Annotated in this window: 18 protein-coding genes; 5 read left to right on the forward strand and 13 right to left on the reverse strand. The window is 31.4% G+C overall.

The features are described from left to right. Positions 1-197 precede the first annotated feature (197 nt). From HMPREF2586_RS07740 to HMPREF2586_RS07780, 9 genes are all read right to left on the reverse strand, one after another. Complete coding sequence (locus HMPREF2586_RS07740) at positions 198-2,249, reverse strand: cation:proton antiporter (protein WP_046207311.1); 2,052 nt, start codon at positions 2,247-2,249, stop codon at positions 198-200. Between the two features lie 407 nt (positions 2,250-2,656). Next, positions 2,657-3,106: a Na+/H+ antiporter subunit G gene (locus HMPREF2586_RS07745; protein ID WP_046207310.1), complete on the reverse strand. Its 450-nt coding sequence runs from the start codon at positions 3,104-3,106 to the stop codon at positions 2,657-2,659. After that, complete coding sequence (gene mnhF2, locus HMPREF2586_RS07750) at positions 3,081-3,383, reverse strand: Na+/H+ antiporter Mnh2 subunit F (protein WP_046207309.1); 303 nt, start codon at positions 3,381-3,383, stop codon at positions 3,081-3,083. The genes HMPREF2586_RS07745 and mnhF2 overlap by 26 nt, the downstream gene beginning before the upstream one ends. Continuing rightward, a complete protein-coding gene (mnhE2, locus tag HMPREF2586_RS07755) occupies positions 3,380-3,862 on the reverse strand; it encodes a Na+/H+ antiporter Mnh2 subunit E (RefSeq protein ID WP_040029960.1) in 483 nt (160 codons plus the stop codon). The genes mnhF2 and mnhE2 overlap by 4 nt, the downstream gene beginning before the upstream one ends. After that, positions 3,862-5,364 carry a Na+/H+ antiporter Mnh2 subunit D gene (mnhD2, locus tag HMPREF2586_RS07760; RefSeq protein WP_046207308.1) on the reverse strand — a complete coding sequence of 501 codons (1,503 nt, stop codon included), beginning with the start codon at positions 5,362-5,364 and terminating at the stop codon, positions 3,862-3,864. The genes mnhE2 and mnhD2 overlap by 1 nt, the downstream gene beginning before the upstream one ends. Continuing rightward, positions 5,354-5,701, reverse strand: coding sequence for a Na+/H+ antiporter Mnh2 subunit C (mnhC2, locus tag HMPREF2586_RS07765; protein ID WP_019468411.1), 348 nt, complete (start codon positions 5,699-5,701; stop codon positions 5,354-5,356). Before mnhC2 ends, mnhD2 begins: the two co-directional genes overlap by 11 nt. Then, a complete protein-coding gene (gene mnhB2, locus HMPREF2586_RS07770) occupies positions 5,698-6,123 on the reverse strand; it encodes a Na+/H+ antiporter Mnh2 subunit B (RefSeq protein ID WP_019468412.1) in 426 nt (141 codons plus the stop codon). The genes mnhC2 and mnhB2 overlap by 4 nt, the downstream gene beginning before the upstream one ends. Next, on the reverse strand, positions 6,110-8,506 hold the full coding sequence (locus HMPREF2586_RS07775; protein ID WP_046207307.1) for a DUF4040 family protein: 2,397 nt from the start codon (positions 8,504-8,506) through the stop codon (positions 6,110-6,112). Before HMPREF2586_RS07775 ends, mnhB2 begins: the two co-directional genes overlap by 14 nt. 23 nt (positions 8,507-8,529) lie before the next feature. Continuing rightward, positions 8,530-9,081 carry a tyrosine-type recombinase/integrase gene (locus HMPREF2586_RS07780; RefSeq protein WP_046207306.1) on the reverse strand — a complete coding sequence of 184 codons (552 nt, stop codon included), beginning with the start codon at positions 9,079-9,081 and terminating at the stop codon, positions 8,530-8,532. A 146-nt stretch (positions 9,082-9,227) separates the two neighbouring features. Between HMPREF2586_RS07780 and HMPREF2586_RS07785 the strand changes: the two genes are divergently transcribed. After that, positions 9,228-9,434, forward strand: coding sequence for a sigS mRNA-stabilizing protein SroA (locus HMPREF2586_RS07785; RefSeq protein ID WP_070038970.1), 207 nt, complete (start codon positions 9,228-9,230; stop codon positions 9,432-9,434). A gap of 14 nt (positions 9,435-9,448) precedes the next feature. Then, positions 9,449-9,667, forward strand: a complete 219-nt coding sequence (locus HMPREF2586_RS07790) for a DUF2922 domain-containing protein (RefSeq protein ID WP_046207304.1) — start codon at positions 9,449-9,451, stop codon at positions 9,665-9,667. Positions 9,668-9,858: 191 nt separating this feature from the next. Here the strand turns inward: HMPREF2586_RS07790 and HMPREF2586_RS07795 are convergent, their stop codons facing one another. Next, complete coding sequence (locus HMPREF2586_RS07795) at positions 9,859-10,107, reverse strand: hypothetical protein (RefSeq protein WP_046207303.1); 249 nt, start codon at positions 10,105-10,107, stop codon at positions 9,859-9,861. 252 nt (positions 10,108-10,359) lie between these two features. Between HMPREF2586_RS07795 and HMPREF2586_RS07800 the strand changes: the two genes are divergently transcribed. The 3 genes from HMPREF2586_RS07800 to sarA all read left to right on the forward strand — a co-directional run bounded on the left by HMPREF2586_RS07800 (position 10,360) and on the right by sarA (position 13,153). Continuing rightward, positions 10,360-11,289: a DMT family transporter gene (locus tag HMPREF2586_RS07800; RefSeq protein ID WP_070657583.1), complete on the forward strand. Its 930-nt coding sequence runs from the start codon at positions 10,360-10,362 to the stop codon at positions 11,287-11,289. A gap of 203 nt (positions 11,290-11,492) precedes the next feature. Continuing rightward, complete coding sequence (locus tag HMPREF2586_RS07805; protein WP_070657581.1) at positions 11,493-12,416, forward strand: efflux RND transporter periplasmic adaptor subunit; 924 nt, start codon at positions 11,493-11,495, stop codon at positions 12,414-12,416. Between the two features lie 362 nt (positions 12,417-12,778). Further along, positions 12,779-13,153 (forward strand): global transcriptional regulator SarA, encoded by a 375-nt coding sequence (sarA, locus tag HMPREF2586_RS07810; RefSeq protein ID WP_019468421.1) that lies wholly within the window; start codon positions 12,779-12,781, stop codon positions 13,151-13,153. A 215-nt stretch (positions 13,154-13,368) separates the two neighbouring features. Here sarA and HMPREF2586_RS07815 read toward each other — a convergent pair whose 3' ends face one another. The 3 genes from HMPREF2586_RS07815 to HMPREF2586_RS07825 all read right to left on the reverse strand — a co-directional run bounded on the left by HMPREF2586_RS07815 (position 13,369) and on the right by HMPREF2586_RS07825 (position 15,749). Further along, positions 13,369-14,172, reverse strand: a complete 804-nt coding sequence (locus tag HMPREF2586_RS07815; protein ID WP_046207300.1) for an alpha/beta fold hydrolase — start codon at positions 14,170-14,172, stop codon at positions 13,369-13,371. Between the two features lie 220 nt (positions 14,173-14,392). Then, a complete protein-coding gene (locus tag HMPREF2586_RS07820) occupies positions 14,393-15,103 on the reverse strand; it encodes a hypothetical protein (protein ID WP_046207299.1) in 711 nt (236 codons plus the stop codon). 139 nt (positions 15,104-15,242) lie between these two features. Further along, positions 15,243-15,749 (reverse strand): SA0570 family protein, encoded by a 507-nt coding sequence (locus HMPREF2586_RS07825; protein ID WP_046207298.1) that lies wholly within the window; start codon positions 15,747-15,749, stop codon positions 15,243-15,245. Between the last annotated feature and the right edge of the window lie 9 nt (positions 15,750-15,758).

The raw sequence follows: 15,758 nt of genomic DNA on the forward strand, positions 1-15,758 counted from the left end.
CCCAACTTGTTGGGTTAGTGGGGCTTATGCATGATCAACAGCTCAGGTAATCCTTAATACCATCGTTGTCGGGTTAAACGACGACATCTGTTTAATAAAATTAGATATCGTCGCTCATTCCCTTAAAACTTGAAAAGAAGAGGTAACTCATGACTTCTTTTATTTAAGCAGGAATTAAACTTGCTAATTTATGCGCTTTAATCTGTTAAACTATCTACGATAATCATTTCATCATAATTAATCGCTTCACGTAATTTTAGCGCAGTAACTTCACTAATTTCTTCATCTTCAGAAAGTTCATTCAAAACACGACGCTGTTCTCTAAGTGCACCCAATTTAATTTTAGTAATTGAAGTTTCACTTTTTGGATTAAAGAAATTAGAAGGCGTTAAGTTTTCTATTCTCATTAAATAACTATCACAAATCATACCAACTTCTAATTTATTTGCTTCAGTTGTTTCCTTACCTAAACGACTGACTACACGATAATGCACTGTTCTCATAACATTAGAAATTTCTCTCAAGTTTTCAATCACTGATAATGAGGAAGCTGCATTTGTTCTCACTTTTGTTTTAATTCTACTTTTTAAGACAAACGTTTTCACTTCAACTTTAATACGTTGAATGAGAGATGATTGTTTATAAACCTGAGTACGTTCCGCATAGCGCATATAGTTATCTAGGATATTTGTTGTTATATCGCCATTAGATACCAAACTATTCAACGTATTATTTTCAACATCAAAAGCAATTTTTTGTAATCGTTCTAACTCTTTAGTATTTTCATCTTCGTTCTCAACAGTTTTAAGAAATGCTAATTTGTCATGGTATTCTTTGATAACATTTCCATATAAATAACTTGATTCTTCAGAGGATAATTTATTTAAGTGTTCTATAACTTTTTCTAAAATATACACCCGTGCTTGTTTAAAGTTCATACCGTGTTGCTTTGGTTGAACCGCATTAGGTGTCACAATAGGTAATAAAACCTGTGCAATAATTAAACTCATAATGACCATACCGGATGCGATAAATAATAAGTCATCTCTAAATACGAAAGAATGATGATCAGCCAACATATAAGGTAATGTCAAAGCAATTGCTAAAGATATTGTCCCGTGTACGCCACACAATGTCATAATAAAAGCATACATACCACGTTTCGGTGGTTTCTCAGTGACTTTCGTATTATCTTCATAATTCGTTAGTATTTTTTGGAATGGGCTAATTGGTAAATAAAAATAAGGATATAAAACAAACACCCATAAAAATCTAAATAAATAAATTGCTAAAGCAATTAAAACTGTGACTACAATTAGAAAAATAAAATTATGGGGTTCATTTTCTATAATTCTGCCAACAAGTTCTGGAACTAAAAATCCTAAAATGGAAAAAACAAAACCGTTTAATGCATAACCCAATATATTCCAAGTATGGTTATAACTCATTTGTAATCTAGTACGTGCCTGTGCAATACGGTCACGTTCAAACCCATGAACCAAGCCTGCTACTACAGCTGCAATAATGCCTGACGCATGAAACATTTCAGCAACGAGATATGTAATAAAAGGCGTCACAAGTTGTATAAACGTAAACATATTTATATTTTCTATACCTCTTCTAGAAAGTGATACTCTAAACCTAACAAGTGCCACGCCAATAATTAAACCTACAATAAATCCACCAATAGATGATATTAAAAACTGTTCAACAGCATTCACCATTGAAAAGCCACCCGTAATCAATGCAGCTACAGCAATTTTAAAAGATATGATACCAGCCGCATCATTTAATAATGACTCACCCTCTAAAATTGTCATAGAGCCTTTAGGGAGTACTTTACCATTCGTAATTGCTTGAACAGCAACGGCATCAGTTGGACATAAGATTGCGGCTAGCGCAAACGCAGCAGCTAACGGTAACTCGGGCCAAATCCAATGCACAAATAAACCAACTACGATTACTGTGGTTACTACAAGACCTAATGCCATCATTAAAACAGGTTTGATATAACGTCTTAAATGTACACGAGAAACTTTTACACCTTCAACAAATAATAGCGGTGCTATCAGAGCAACCATAAATAATTCTGAATCAAAATGGAATTCGACGGGAACTGGGGTAATATACAGTAACATACCGAGTATAATTTGTATAAAAGCTAAAGGGATTTTAGGTAATAAAATATGAACTAAAGAACTTGCGATTACTACAGCTAAAAATATAAGTATTGTTTCAAATATTTGCATGGTTTCACCTCTTTTCAACATTTAAACTTTCATAATTGCTGAGGTTGAAACAAAAATACAATCGTTTTATTTATGAACATATTGTGTCTCAAACTCTTTCATATCTTTGTTTGTATGAACAATGATATTTGTCAGATATGTACTTTTTAACATTAACACAATTACAAATATATATAATTTTATCATTTTTTTAGCAGACGCTAAAATGTATTGCACTTCAACAATGATAAAATTTTGTTATTCTACAAACACCACGATGCCAATCAAATAACATCATATATAGAAACAACAGCGGGTTGGAAATCAAAGTTAAGTTTGATTTCCAACCCGCTTAGTCAAATACATAATTTCCAAATCAGTTATTTTCAAGCAAATAAATAGATGCTTAAATAACTGATTTATTTAATTTAATACATATCCTGATCTTTTTCATTCATTTTACGTCTACGCTCTTCACGTATTTGAGCACGCTTTTTCAATTGTTCAAATGTATCATTTTCTGAAGCGCTTAATAAGATACTTGTTTGTTTAGGTGCATCACTTTTCCTGTACATATAAGCGCCCGTTCGGTATGCCGCTCTTGATATCAAGTGTCCACCTACTGGAGATGTTAAATTGATAAATACCAATGCCAAAATCATTCGAACACTTAAATAACCTTGTGAAGAAATAAAATAAATGACAACACCTACAAGTGTTAACAATACTGATAATGTTGAACTTTTCGTAGAGGCATGACTTCTTAAAAAGACATCTTGGAACTTAATCAGACCGATCGCACTAATTAAAGCGATAATACTACCCAAAAACATCATAAAAGCTGCAATTAAATTAACGATTTCGCTTGTTATTTGCATTAAAGACATGCCCCCCTTCTATAAATCTTGAAATAGAAACGGTGCTTACAAACGAAATGATCGCAATCAATAAGATAGAATCTAAGAAAGAAAAGGTACCAAAGACAACACTTAACACACCGACAGTTGACATTAATATAGCACTAGCAGTATCAAATGCAACCACCCTATCAGCTGTCGTCGGTCCTTTTACTAACCGAAACAACGTTAAGATAAGTGCTATCCCAAATAAAATAATTGAACTTGTAATAAAGAAATTTATCAGTGATTCGATCATTCTGCCACCTCCAATATGAGTCCTTCATATTGTCTTATACTTTTAAGCAGTTTCTGTTTTTCTTTTTCAGAGATATCAATTGCATGTATAAAAATCTTTTTTCTCTCTTTTGAAATTCTAATAACCGTTGAACCCGGTGTAATGATAATTAGAATAGTCAAAAATGAAACTTCCCAATCAGTTTCTAAAGTCGTTTCATACCTAACTAAACCAGGATTTAAGTCTTTCGTTTTAAATAAAATGTAGTTGATTGTTGTCATACTTGATGTAATTAACTGATATAAGTATACCGTTAAAAATTTAAATGCTACCCAAACCTTTTTCAAATAAAATTGTTGGCCAAAAAAACGATGTAGGATATAAATAACGACTAAACCAATAAGATAACCTGAGAAGAAGGTAGAAGCTTTAAATGATTCTTCATCTTGAAATAACACCCATAAAAATGCAATGACCATATTAAGTAAGACTTGTCTCATTATTTCTCCTCCTTCACTAAATGAGGATTGACCATTTTTTCATATAATCCATCATCCATGTTTAAATGGGTAGCATTGTCAGTTACTTTGAAAATCAGTGGAGCTGCCAGCCCCATACCAATAATTGCGGCTACAAGGATACCAATCAAACCTTTACGATATTTAGGAATTGGTTTGAAGTCTATATGTTCACCTTTATCAGCATTACCTAAATACATTGTGAAGAAAATTCTAAACAAGCTAAACATACCAATCAGGCTAGTTAAAATCATCAAAGTTAAGCCTATATAATTACCATTTTCAACAGCACCTTTAAAAATAAACACTTTTCCTGGGAAACCGCTAAATGGAGGAACACCGCCAATGGCCAAAATCATTACCACAAATGCCACACCGAAGAATGGTTCTCTTTTAGCTAAACCATATAAATTTTTATATTGTCGATAACCAGTAATATATACTAAGCTACCAATAATAAAGAATAGTAAAGTTTTCACAACAATGTCATTTGTAAGATAAAAAATAGCACCATTGACACCTGAAATTGTATTTGAACCTAGACCTAAAATAATAAAACCGATAGAAAGAATCACTTGATATGCCGCAATTTTTTTAATATCTCGATAAGCTAAGACACCAAATGCGCCAATCAACATCGTGATACAAGACAAGACAACCAATAGTGGATGTGTAATACCACTATAATCATCAAATAACAATGTGAAAAAACGAATCAAGGCATAAGCGCCGACTTTTGTCATTAATGCCGCAAATAATGCTGCTAATTCAGTATTTAAAACAGCATATGCTTTTGGAAGCCACATGAATAATACAAGCGCAGCTTTTGCACCAAATGCAATTAAAAATACCATTGAAATAATTACTACTGAACTTTCACCCTGCATCTCAGTTAATCTTTGCGCTACTAAAGCAAAGTTTAAGGTGCCAGTAAGTTTATATAGTAAGCCGATACCTAATAATAATAACCAAGAACCTAAAATATTAAGTACAACGTAAATAATCGCTGCACGTAATTGTTCTACTGATTGTCCTAACGTAATTAACACAAACGACGCGAGCAACATTACTTCAAACATAACATATATATTAAATAAATCTGCAGTTAAAAATGAACCAATAACGCCTACTGTTAAAAACAGAATAAAACTCGGTAAGTAATAGCGAATTGCTCTTTTTTCTCTGCTACCAAAACCATACGCCATAATTAACGTAACGACAAAACTAGATGTCGTGACCATGAGTAAACTCAATGAGTCACCAACAAATTGAATACCATAAGGCGCTTTCCAACCACCAAAATCTAAAGCAATTGGCTTATGTTGCATAACATAAATCAACAACAATAAAGATATGATTGTCGTAATAGACATTGTGCCGATTGAAAAAATTCTTGATAATCTGCTATGTGTACGGATAAATACGAGTACAAGTGCACAAATTGCTGGAAGAAGTAATGGCAGAATTAACAAATTACTCATCATTATCGTCATCACCTCTTAACACATCAATTTCATCTTCTTTAGTTACTCGATACGTTCTATATACGAGTACAAGTAAAAATGCAGTCATAGCAAAACCTATCACAATAGCAGTCAATACAATAGCTTGCAATAACGGATCTACGAAGTTTTTACTCCCTTCACCAATAAGCGGTTCTACCATATTCTTACCATAGCGTCCCATGCTCATGATAATTAAATTTCCTGCGTGTGTATAAATTGAAATACCTATGACGATACGGATTAAATTGACTGATAATATCATATACGTTCCTATAAATATTAAAAAGCCAATCACCATTAACAATATCAAATTCATGAGCGACCACCACTTATGGATAGCATCACTGTTACAACAACGCCTACGACCGCTAATACAATACCCGCTTCAAAAAGTGTCACAGTCGTTAAATGTACTTCACCTAATATCGGCAATTGGACATATGCATCGGTTTGGTAAAGGAACGGTTTACCAAAAAACATTGGTATCACAGCAGTAGCAAATGATACTAATGAACCGATAATCATTAATATCCTAAAATCAAGTGGTAAGGCGACTAATACTTGTTTAACGTCGAAGGCCAAGAACATAAGTAAAAATGCAGAACTGAATACAAGTCCACCGATAAATCCACCACCAGGATTATTATGTCCTGCTAAAAATAAGTAGAACCCGAACGTTAACAATATAAATACAACAATTTTAGTAATTGTTCGTAAGACTACATCATTCTCTTTCATCTTGACCCCTCCGTTCTTTAAAGTTAAGTAATGTATAGATACCCAATCCAGCGATGATTAATACCATACCTTCAAATAAAGTATCCATAGCACGAAAATCACCAAGAATCGCATTTACAATATTTTTACCGCCTGCCAGTTTATATGCATCATGATAAAAAGTTGAAATCGTTGGCATCGTTTCACCCTGTTGTGCAATGAAGACAAGCGTGACTACAGTAACTGCCATCATCAATGAAACGATAATTTTAACAGCTTCTCGTTTCTTATGAACTTTTGAGCGTGGTACGTTTGGTAAGCGTGAAAAACTAACAATAAACAATATTGTAGTTATTGTTTCTACCACTAATTGTGTCAATGCTAAGTCTGGTGCTTTCATTAAAATGAAGAATATCGTTACACAATAACCAATAATACCGTTTAATATTACCATCGTTAAACGTTGACGAATAAACGTTAAAGCAATACCTAAAATAAAAACAACAATTAACGTGATGATTTCTAACGGCCCGAATTCACTGACATGTATCTGTTTAACGTCAGGAAAACCAGCTTGGATGATGCCATAAACAACAACTATAATGAAAACAGCTAACGTTAATATAATATAATGATTCAAACGGTTATTCATCAATGTACGAATACTGTACCCTGAATAATTTTCAAATTGCTTATATGAGTCTAAATAAACATCTGTTATAGATTTGACTCTAATTTTTTCAGATTGTTTTTTCCAATCAATTTTAAGCGCCGCTATAAAACCTACAACAATAACAATAAAACTTAACAATAGCGGTAAATTAAATCCGTGCCATTGTGAAATATGCGGTGCAATAGCATCTACTTTTTCTCCAATTGTGATACTTCGTAATGCCGGTAAAATAATATGATGTCCAAATAAATTTGGCACAAAAAACACTATCGGCAACAAAATCATCATAATTGCAGAAGGTAGCGTAAATAGAAATGGTTCATGAGGATTTTGTACTGGTGAATCATTATGTTTAATGTCTCCCCAAAAAACTTCCTTAATCATGTAAACTGCATAAATGAGCGTGAAAATACTAGCAACCACGCCTATTACTGCAATAATAATTGTTAAAATGATATTAAATTGTGGTAATTGATATGAACTTACTAAACCATCAAAAAACATTTCTTTACTTAAAAAGCCATTAAGAAATGGAATACCAGCCATAGATAAAGCTGAAAGTAACATAACTACATGCGTAATTGGCAGTACTTTTCTTAATCCAGATAATCGACGTATATCCCTTGTACCAGTTTCATGATCAATGATGCCGACACCCATAAACAAGGCACCTTTGAATAATGCGTGATTCATTAAATGGAACAGTCCAGCGAAGAGAATAAGGCTATATACTTTAGACAGTTCACCTGTCGTATGTTGTGCAAAGCCACCACCGAGACCGACCATAGAAACAATCATACCTAGTTGACTGATTGTAGAATAAGCTAAAATACCTTTTAAATCATATTGTCGCGTAGCATTAACTGCCCCAAAAATCATCGTTATCAAACCAACAAAAGTAACACAATAAATATAAAAGTCACTTAGCCCTAAAACAGGTGTGAATCTAAATAGTAAAAATATACCTGCTTTTACCATTGTGGCAGAGTGTAGATAAGCACTCACGGGTGTCGGTGCTTCCATAGCTTTTGGCAACCAAATATGGAACGGGAATTGTGCTGATTTCGTAAATGCACCTAAAAGCAACAAGATAATAATCGGTATAAACAACTGACTATCCGCTATTTTATCGCTTTGTGCGATTATCGATGTAATAGAATTTGTACCCGTAACAATATAAATCATGATAAAACCTGTTAATAGTGCAAGACCACCAAAAACTGTAATCATAAATGATTGGATAGCGCCAAATTGACTTGCACCTTTCCCGTACCAATAGGCAATGAGTAAGAAAGATGATACACTCGTCAATTCCCAAAATACATACATCAAAATTGTATTATTTGCTGTAACAATACCCAGCATGCTGAACATAAATAACAAGATATATATATAAAAACGTGGTAAATGATCATGTTCTTTTGATAAGTATTGTGTAGCATAATAAAATACTGCTAGACCAATGAGTGATATTAACAAACTAAAAAATAAACTTAATCCATCTAATCTAAAATCTATATTAATATCCAATAATGTAAGCCAAGGGATTTTAATTGCTACAAATTGCCCTTTCATTACTTGTGGCAATTGCCATAGAAAGTAAACAGAAGAAATGATTGGAGCTATTAAAGCGATTGGCCCAGCAAATTTATGAAAACTTCGTTTCGTCATTGTGAGCAAAAGTACCATCATAATTAAAACAATAGCACTCATTAAATAAACTAAACTCATCCTATACCCCCTTTAACTATAATTTACAAATTTAAAGCAATCGTTGTTTTGCTAGCTTTTGTAGAAATACCTATAAACTTCATCGTTTCAAAAGTTGTTTGATGTCCTAAGTACTTTTGAATAATCGATATTGAAATACCCGATTGATAAGCATGATATGCAAATGTTTTACGCAACGTCGTCAAACCAATATGTAACATCCCTAAATCTTCTGCAGCAAGATGAATAATACGATAAGCTTGCTGTCGGGATAGACCTTTCAATGTCCTATTAGACTGAAATAATAACTCATCATTCTTCAATTGTTGTTCTGATATATATGTCATTAATTCATTTCTCAAAGTTTCTGGTAACCTAATTTGAATTTTAGGTGCATGCATTTCTACCCAATAGTGTTTGATATCGTCATCCTCTATTTTTACATCACTTACATTTAAATTTAATAATGAGGAAAGTTTCACACCAGTATGTATCGCAAACTTAAACAATAGATAATCACGCATGGATTTGGCTTTTAAAACCTCATACATCGCTTTTATCTCATTAGTATTCCTAATAGGATCTACTTGATTCATAAATTCACCTCTGAATTAATTAATGTTGCATATTTAATGATATATCATGTTTTTGTCACATGAAAGTATTTTGTCTAATTTTTTCAAATTTTTTTAACCTATTTAAAATTAAACAACGATATATATAGTGAAAGGAGGTTAGACAAATGAATCAAATCAGTCACTTAGCCGTCACTATGTCGCGTCTAACATATGACAAAGATGGAAAAGCCACACAGTTTAAACGTCACTTCGCAAATCTGAATACGCAAGCAACAACGGAACAAATTAAAAGTTTTAAATCTATCATCGAACAAATCACTGGCGAAAAATTTGAAACAGTAGAAATCATCAAAACTGAAACAGTTAATTAAGGAGGTTAAACACTATGAGTCAAACGTTAGAACTTATATTCAATGATGCTGTTAACAAAGACATTAAATTACAATTACCCAAAATAGAGCATTTCATCAATGAAAGTACGGTTAAAGATGGAATGAATAAATTAATTGCTTTAGATATCTTACGCCCTAAGTCGGGAATCCCTACAACAGTACGAGCTGCACAAATCATAGATAAATCTACAAAATTAATTTTTGAAAACTAAATCAATTATTTTTGAAACATATACAATTTTCTAGTGAAGTAGAATAGTCACAAAAAGTTGATGTAAGCAAATTACACAAGCAATAGCAGCAGCCCTATGTACCTATACATGAGGCTGCTCGTTTGTTTTAAATAAAAAAAGTGACAAAACAACGAATCAAATTGTATTCGCTGTTTGCCACATATACTATATTATCGATGATTACTTTTGTTTCTAAGCGGTCTTAGCCTAACAGTATCACCGAAAAAAATTTTACTTTTCCCTAATTTTTTACACATTGCGTACTGACCAAAAACTTCTGTCACTTGAGCAAGATTCTTATATGATTTTCTAGGATTTAATACTTCAATAAATTGTTCTTTTTGAATACCTTCATTACTTCCCGCACCTATAAAAAAAGTCTCTTCATCTAATAAGCGTATGATCGAAAGTTGTTTCAATGTAAATTGTCACCACTTCTATATATTTTTAAACCATCAAAAATTCATCTTACTAATTTTTATAGGTCTTGATGTTTAATTTCAATTTAATAATTTTCTTTTTATTATAACATCAACATAAGCATTTTATTATATTTCATTAATTGTGTACATTATTTTATACTTTTCTTCTCTTCGATAAATAGAAATGAGCATAGGAAAATCCACACCTTTCCTATATAATATAATTATCTTAGGAGAAAGCGTGATTTAATGATTTTTTTATATTTAGTGGGAATTGTAGCTGGGATGGTTGTTCCTTTTCAAACGTCGATTAATTCAAGATTAAGTCTTTATACGAAATCTTCATTCTATGCATCTACAATTTCTTTTGCTACTGGAACCATCTTTTTAATCTTAATCAATTTAGTAACCAATCCACATGTCTTTACTACTGACTTTTACACCGATCAGTCATTGAGTTATATATGGTTTGTCGGCGGTATATTAGGCGTTATTTTTCTTACAGGAAATTTATTATTGTTGCCAAGATTAGGTGCCTCTTTAACCGTCGTAATGACAGTTGCTGGTCAAATTATTATGGGCGTTACAATTGATACTTTTGGTTGGTTTGGCGCAGATGTTGAACCTTTTACTATTTTTAAAGTACTTGGCATTCTCTTTTTAATGCTCGGAATTATACTTATGAATTATGTACGTAGCAACCCGAAAGATAAAAACATGAATACGCAAATATACATTTGGTTGATTATCGGTTTCATATTCGGTTTTTGTCCACCAATACAGACCGCAATTAACAGCGCATTAGGTCAACAGTTACATTCATCGATTTTAGCATCTTTAATTTCATTTGCGATTGGTACCATAACATTATTCATTTTGACTTTGGTCTTTAATAGAACGCTTAAAATGACGGCGTACAATCAACACAAAGGTAAATTAAAACCAATTTATTTCATTGGTGGTGTTCTTGGCGTGATTTTTGTCACTACTAATATTATATTGATGCCACATCTCGGTGCTGCCTTAACAACAATTATTGTGATGTTAGGTCAGATGTTAATGGGCATAATTATTGATCACTTTGGATTATTAGGCACATATGTGAATAAAATTACGAAACGAAAAGTCGTAGGAATCATCGCCATGATGATTGGCATAGTACTTTTAAGATTATTTTAAGTCATAACAGCTTAAGATGAAGGATAGTAGTTATTTTAGTTTAAAATGATTATGTCGTGCTACCTGCAATAATAGCAATGGTTCGGTGAACTTAATAATGAGAGGCTAAAACAATTAATTTGTTGTAGCCTCTTTTTTCTGTGGCGCAATCATTATAAACGCAGTATAATCAGTACAATAATACATCTAGAGGTGACCAATCTTTGAAACGTATCTTTATCATATTAGCCACATTATTAACCCTTTTTAGCACAATCGCCCTGTCCCTATGGTTTTATTTAAAATCACAAAGTAATAACTTTGAAAAACAAATTGAAACAATAAAAGTAACTTATAAAAAATCACCACTTCTTATCGGAAGACAAGAACCTTCTCAGTTAGTATCAATCAATTATAATCCTTCTCAAGGCGCTATCCACGACTGGTTCGTAAAAACCGAATCAAAAGTAGCACAAAACCAACCACTTTTTGAGTATTATAACCCTCACATTGAACAACTCATCACACAAAAACAAAAACTATTAGCTCAACTCACTAAGACGAGTAAACCTACTTCAACAGAACTTATTAACTTAAAAACTGAAATTTCCCACTTACAATCTAAATTGCGCACTACAATTTTTTCACCGATTTCTGGCACTATTATTATAAATCCATCGCGTATGTTTTCACAAAATCTTTCCTTTATTCAAATCTATGATCCTAAGCCTGTCATAAGAGCAGAAATTTCTGAGACAGAAAAAAATGTCTTACATATCAAAGACAAAGTGAAGATAACGAGTGATTTTACAAATAATAGTTTTGGTACGATTACACATATTGCTAAACTTCCAATCAATCAAACAAATTTATCTAAACCATCTAAATATTTGCTTGAAATTTCACCAAATTCTGATTACTTTTTTGGTAAACATGTAAAAATCGAAAAACCAACTACACAGATAGAAATACCAAGTACTGCAATAGGTAATGGACAATTTGTTTATTTACTAAGTAATAAAAAATTTATTAAAAGAGTTATTAAATCAGAAAAATCGGGTAATAAAAAAACTATGCTTATCATTGAAGGTTTAAAACCTGGAGATATCATAGCTAAAAATGTTGATACTGTGCGGCCCAAAAATTAGATGTACACAGTATAAACACATTAAATCTTTAAAATATAATTTGTTTTTTACAGTTTTTATCAAATAGTGGTAAATTGTAAATGTATAGCAATTATTATAATTAAATGATTGGTATTTAAATAATTGAATTAATAAATTTAAACATTACCGTACCGTTTAATCAGTTTTTTGTTTACTTGCTATTTTAATTTAGTTATAATAAACTAAATAATGCTAGTTTTAATATATTTTACCCAAATATATTAGAGCTGTAAATTATGACAAAAACTTTGTATTCAACTTTGAATTAAGACAAATTATTATACAAAAACATTTTTAATATGTATATTAGATTGGGCATATAAATTAGGGAGGAATTAAGAATGGCTATCACCAAAATTAACGATTGTTTTGAACTATTAGCAATGGTAACGTACGCTGATAAATTAAAAAGTATTATCAAAAAAGAGTTTTCAGTAAGTTTCGAAGAATTCGCTGTATTAACATATATTAGTGAACACGAAAGTGAAGAATATTATCTAAAAGATATTATTAACCACTTAAATTATAAACAACCTCAAGTTGTTAAAGCAGTTAAAAATTTATCTCAAGAAGATTATTTTGATAAGAAACGTAATGAACATGATGAAAGAACAGTTTTAATATTAGTTGATTCTAAACAACGCAAAAAAATCAATGAATTATTATCACGTGTTAATAAGCGTATTCAAGAAGCAAATGACGAAAAAGAAGTATAACTAACTTTAGCTTCCCACATATCATACCTATCAACACGAAAAACCACTTCGCTGAACGAATTCAGTGAAGTGGTTTTATATATGTTTTGAAAAATTTTTAATGTTTCATCCTACCTGATTTGTGCACTTTTATGTTATTGAATGTATTAGACTTTTTAACGCTAAATATTTATCGTTTGAAATCAAAAAATAAACATCGCATTGCTTCATCAATATCAGCGTTCTGAATATTCATTTGTTTTTACAAACGCTAAAAATACCTCTAGAAAGTGAATGGGTTCTTCTATATGAGGTGCATGTCCTGACTGGTTAAATTCAACCATTTCTAAATTGTGAAACACTTGATCGTATTTGCGTTTCATTTCTTGAGTGATCAATGGATCATAAATTCCATTTACAATTAATGTGGGAATATTGGTTTGTTCAAGTACAATATTTTGATTGAATACAGGGAATTCCATTAATGCTCTTGTTGCTACTGCACTTTCTTCAGCTGACTGTCTATTATAAATCAACTGGGACTGAAACCATTTTTTAGCTTTTTCTTGATCTTTATACATATAAGGTAATAATAAGATTAAAGATTCAGATTTATCAAAGCCTTCTATTTCATCTTCATGTTCAATCATTAATTTATTTAACTCTAATACACTATCAATAAGATTACATGCAATTAACGTTAATGATTCAACCTTGGATTCATATTTATCGACAAAATGTTTAGCAATCAGTCCACCCATATCATGACCTACTAAATGGGCTTTTTCAATATTTAGCTGTTTCATTAATAATTTCAAATCTTCTACGTGGTCTTTTAAATGATATGCATTCGATTTTGAGGATTTACCATGTCCTCTAACATCATAAGTAATAACATCATAATTTTCTTTTAATTCATCTTTCAAAGTACATAGGGAAGCTAGATTACCATCTAAACCATGAATTAAAATTACAGGAAAGCCTAGACCCTCACGGATGTATGCCAATTCAGTGTTACAACTAATCTGTACTTTTTCCATTGTGGGCCACCTCCTTATATGATTTATATACCCTCGTTTTATAACGCATATGCTCAATTTCAAATATTTAACGGCAATCTTTAGCTTCACTCTGACCCTACAATCTTGCCTTTTAAAACTAAAAAATACTCAACCCACAATTAATGTTTTTGACACATTAAATGCAAGTTGAGTATATACAACTGATTACACAACAATATCAGAAACCCATAAAGTAACTTTAATTTCTGGAAGATATTCTAATTGTGTAATAAATGATAACAATTAATAACAATACCCAAATGACAATAGACGCAATTTGTGTAATCACAGGATTACTAATCATCGCATCTATTGTTTTTTGACAAAACAACAACCCAATACCAGTAAACTCTAATCTTTTAAAATAGATGCCAGAAATACTAAATATGATACCTACAAAAAAGATAAATTGATGTGCATATAATGATACAGCGACAATGCCTAAATTAAACCCAAAAGCGTGTGCAAATACTAAGATAAGCGCTGCTGCTGCAACACTCAGCCCTATCACTCTTTCAAATTTATTACTATAGAGATAATTTTTCCAATCAATTCTCAAATAAATGAAGATTGAAATCGGTAAAATAATTAAACAATAAAAAATTGATAATCCAGTCGCTGCTTGGAACGGTACATACTGTTTATCATATAGATAGGATAATAAAATAAAATTGATAATAAAAAATACAATTGGGTTTAATTGTAAAGTAAATAAATTGCGTTGAATCGTTAAAATTATTTCAGCTGGTGATTTCTTTCTGTATTCGATATAATCCAAATCTTGTGCTTCTGATTTCTTTAACTCTTTTTTTAATTTTCCTTTAATATCATCGATAAGATTGGGAGAAAGACCTTTATGAGTGAAATAATCATTGATATTTTCTATTAATACTTTGTCATTAACTCTCATGATAGGCTCCTTTTTGTTAAATAAGTGCTTTATTCATTAATAAAATTAGACTTTCGCTTATTGTAACAATAAAATAACCGACAAGTATATAGCTTTAAACTTGTCGGTTTTGATTCATTTTAATAATTACAAGTGAAGATTATTTACTAATATCAATGCGATAAAGTTTAATATTTTTATCATTAGGTGATGGCGAACTAAATTGATAAGATACTTGATTATCTTGAACATATCCAAAGTTGCCTGTTACTTTATTATAATGTTCACGTGCAACTGCTTGGTTGCTTACAGCATTTTTCACTTCTTTATATGATGGTCCATTTGTATCGTTGTAACTCATTGATACACGTGTGATTTTACCATTATTTTTCTTACCATCTGCAGTTACCACTAGCACACCATTATCTTTTTTAAATTCATAATAATGTTCTGTGCCATCAGGTTTATATGAATAAATTGGTTTTTTATTATTTTTTAATACTGATTGAATAGAACTTCCTAATTTCGCACCTTCTAATGATCGATCTCCATGTTGCAATTCATTAACACTTTGGATAGAGTTCCCTGATGCTGCTTCAACATTTCCTGCCGAAATACCAGAAAATGCCAAACCTGTAACTAAAACTGCTGCACATAATTTTTTCATAAGCACTCT

The sequence above is a fragment of the Staphylococcus sp. HMSC034G07 genome (assembly GCF_001835975.1).
Classification (GTDB): domain Bacteria; phylum Bacillota; class Bacilli; order Staphylococcales; family Staphylococcaceae; genus Staphylococcus; species Staphylococcus ureilyticus.

Coding starts and splice junctions, on each gene's coding strand:
- sarA (WP_019468421.1), top strand. CDS start 12,779: ATGGCTATCACCAAAATTAACGATTGTTTTGAACTATTAGCAATGGTA.
- HMPREF2586_RS07785 (WP_070038970.1), top strand. CDS start 9,228: ATGAATCAAATCAGTCACTTAGCCGTCACTATGTCGCGTCTAACATAT.
- HMPREF2586_RS07775 (WP_046207307.1), bottom strand. CDS start 8,506: ATGAGTTTAGTTTATTTAATGAGTGCTATTGTTTTAATTATGATGGTA.
- mnhB2 (WP_019468412.1), bottom strand. CDS start 6,123: ATGAAAGAGAATGATGTAGTCTTACGAACAATTACTAAAATTGTTGTA.
- HMPREF2586_RS07790 (WP_046207304.1), top strand. CDS start 9,449: ATGAGTCAAACGTTAGAACTTATATTCAATGATGCTGTTAACAAAGAC.
- HMPREF2586_RS07745 (WP_046207310.1), bottom strand. CDS start 3,106: ATGCAAATAACAAGCGAAATCGTTAATTTAATTGCAGCTTTTATGATG.
- HMPREF2586_RS07825 (WP_046207298.1), bottom strand. CDS start 15,749: ATGAAAAAATTATGTGCAGCAGTTTTAGTTACAGGTTTGGCATTTTCT.
- HMPREF2586_RS07820 (WP_046207299.1), bottom strand. CDS start 15,103: ATGAGAGTTAATGACAAAGTATTAATAGAAAATATCAATGATTATTTC.
- HMPREF2586_RS07815 (WP_046207300.1), bottom strand. CDS start 14,172: ATGGAAAAAGTACAGATTAGTTGTAACACTGAATTGGCATACATCCGT.
- HMPREF2586_RS07780 (WP_046207306.1), bottom strand. CDS start 9,081: ATGAATCAAGTAGATCCTATTAGGAATACTAATGAGATAAAAGCGATG.
- mnhE2 (WP_040029960.1), bottom strand. CDS start 3,862: ATGAGACAAGTCTTACTTAATATGGTCATTGCATTTTTATGGGTGTTA.
- mnhD2 (WP_046207308.1), bottom strand. CDS start 5,364: ATGATGAGTAATTTGTTAATTCTGCCATTACTTCTTCCAGCAATTTGT.
- mnhF2 (WP_046207309.1), bottom strand. CDS start 3,383: ATGATCGAATCACTGATAAATTTCTTTATTACAAGTTCAATTATTTTA.
- HMPREF2586_RS07740 (WP_046207311.1), bottom strand. CDS start 2,249: ATGCAAATATTTGAAACAATACTTATATTTTTAGCTGTAGTAATCGCA.
- HMPREF2586_RS07800 (WP_070657583.1), top strand. CDS start 10,360: ATGATTTTTTTATATTTAGTGGGAATTGTAGCTGGGATGGTTGTTCCT.
- mnhC2 (WP_019468411.1), bottom strand. CDS start 5,701: ATGAATTTGATATTGTTAATGGTGATTGGCTTTTTAATATTTATAGGA.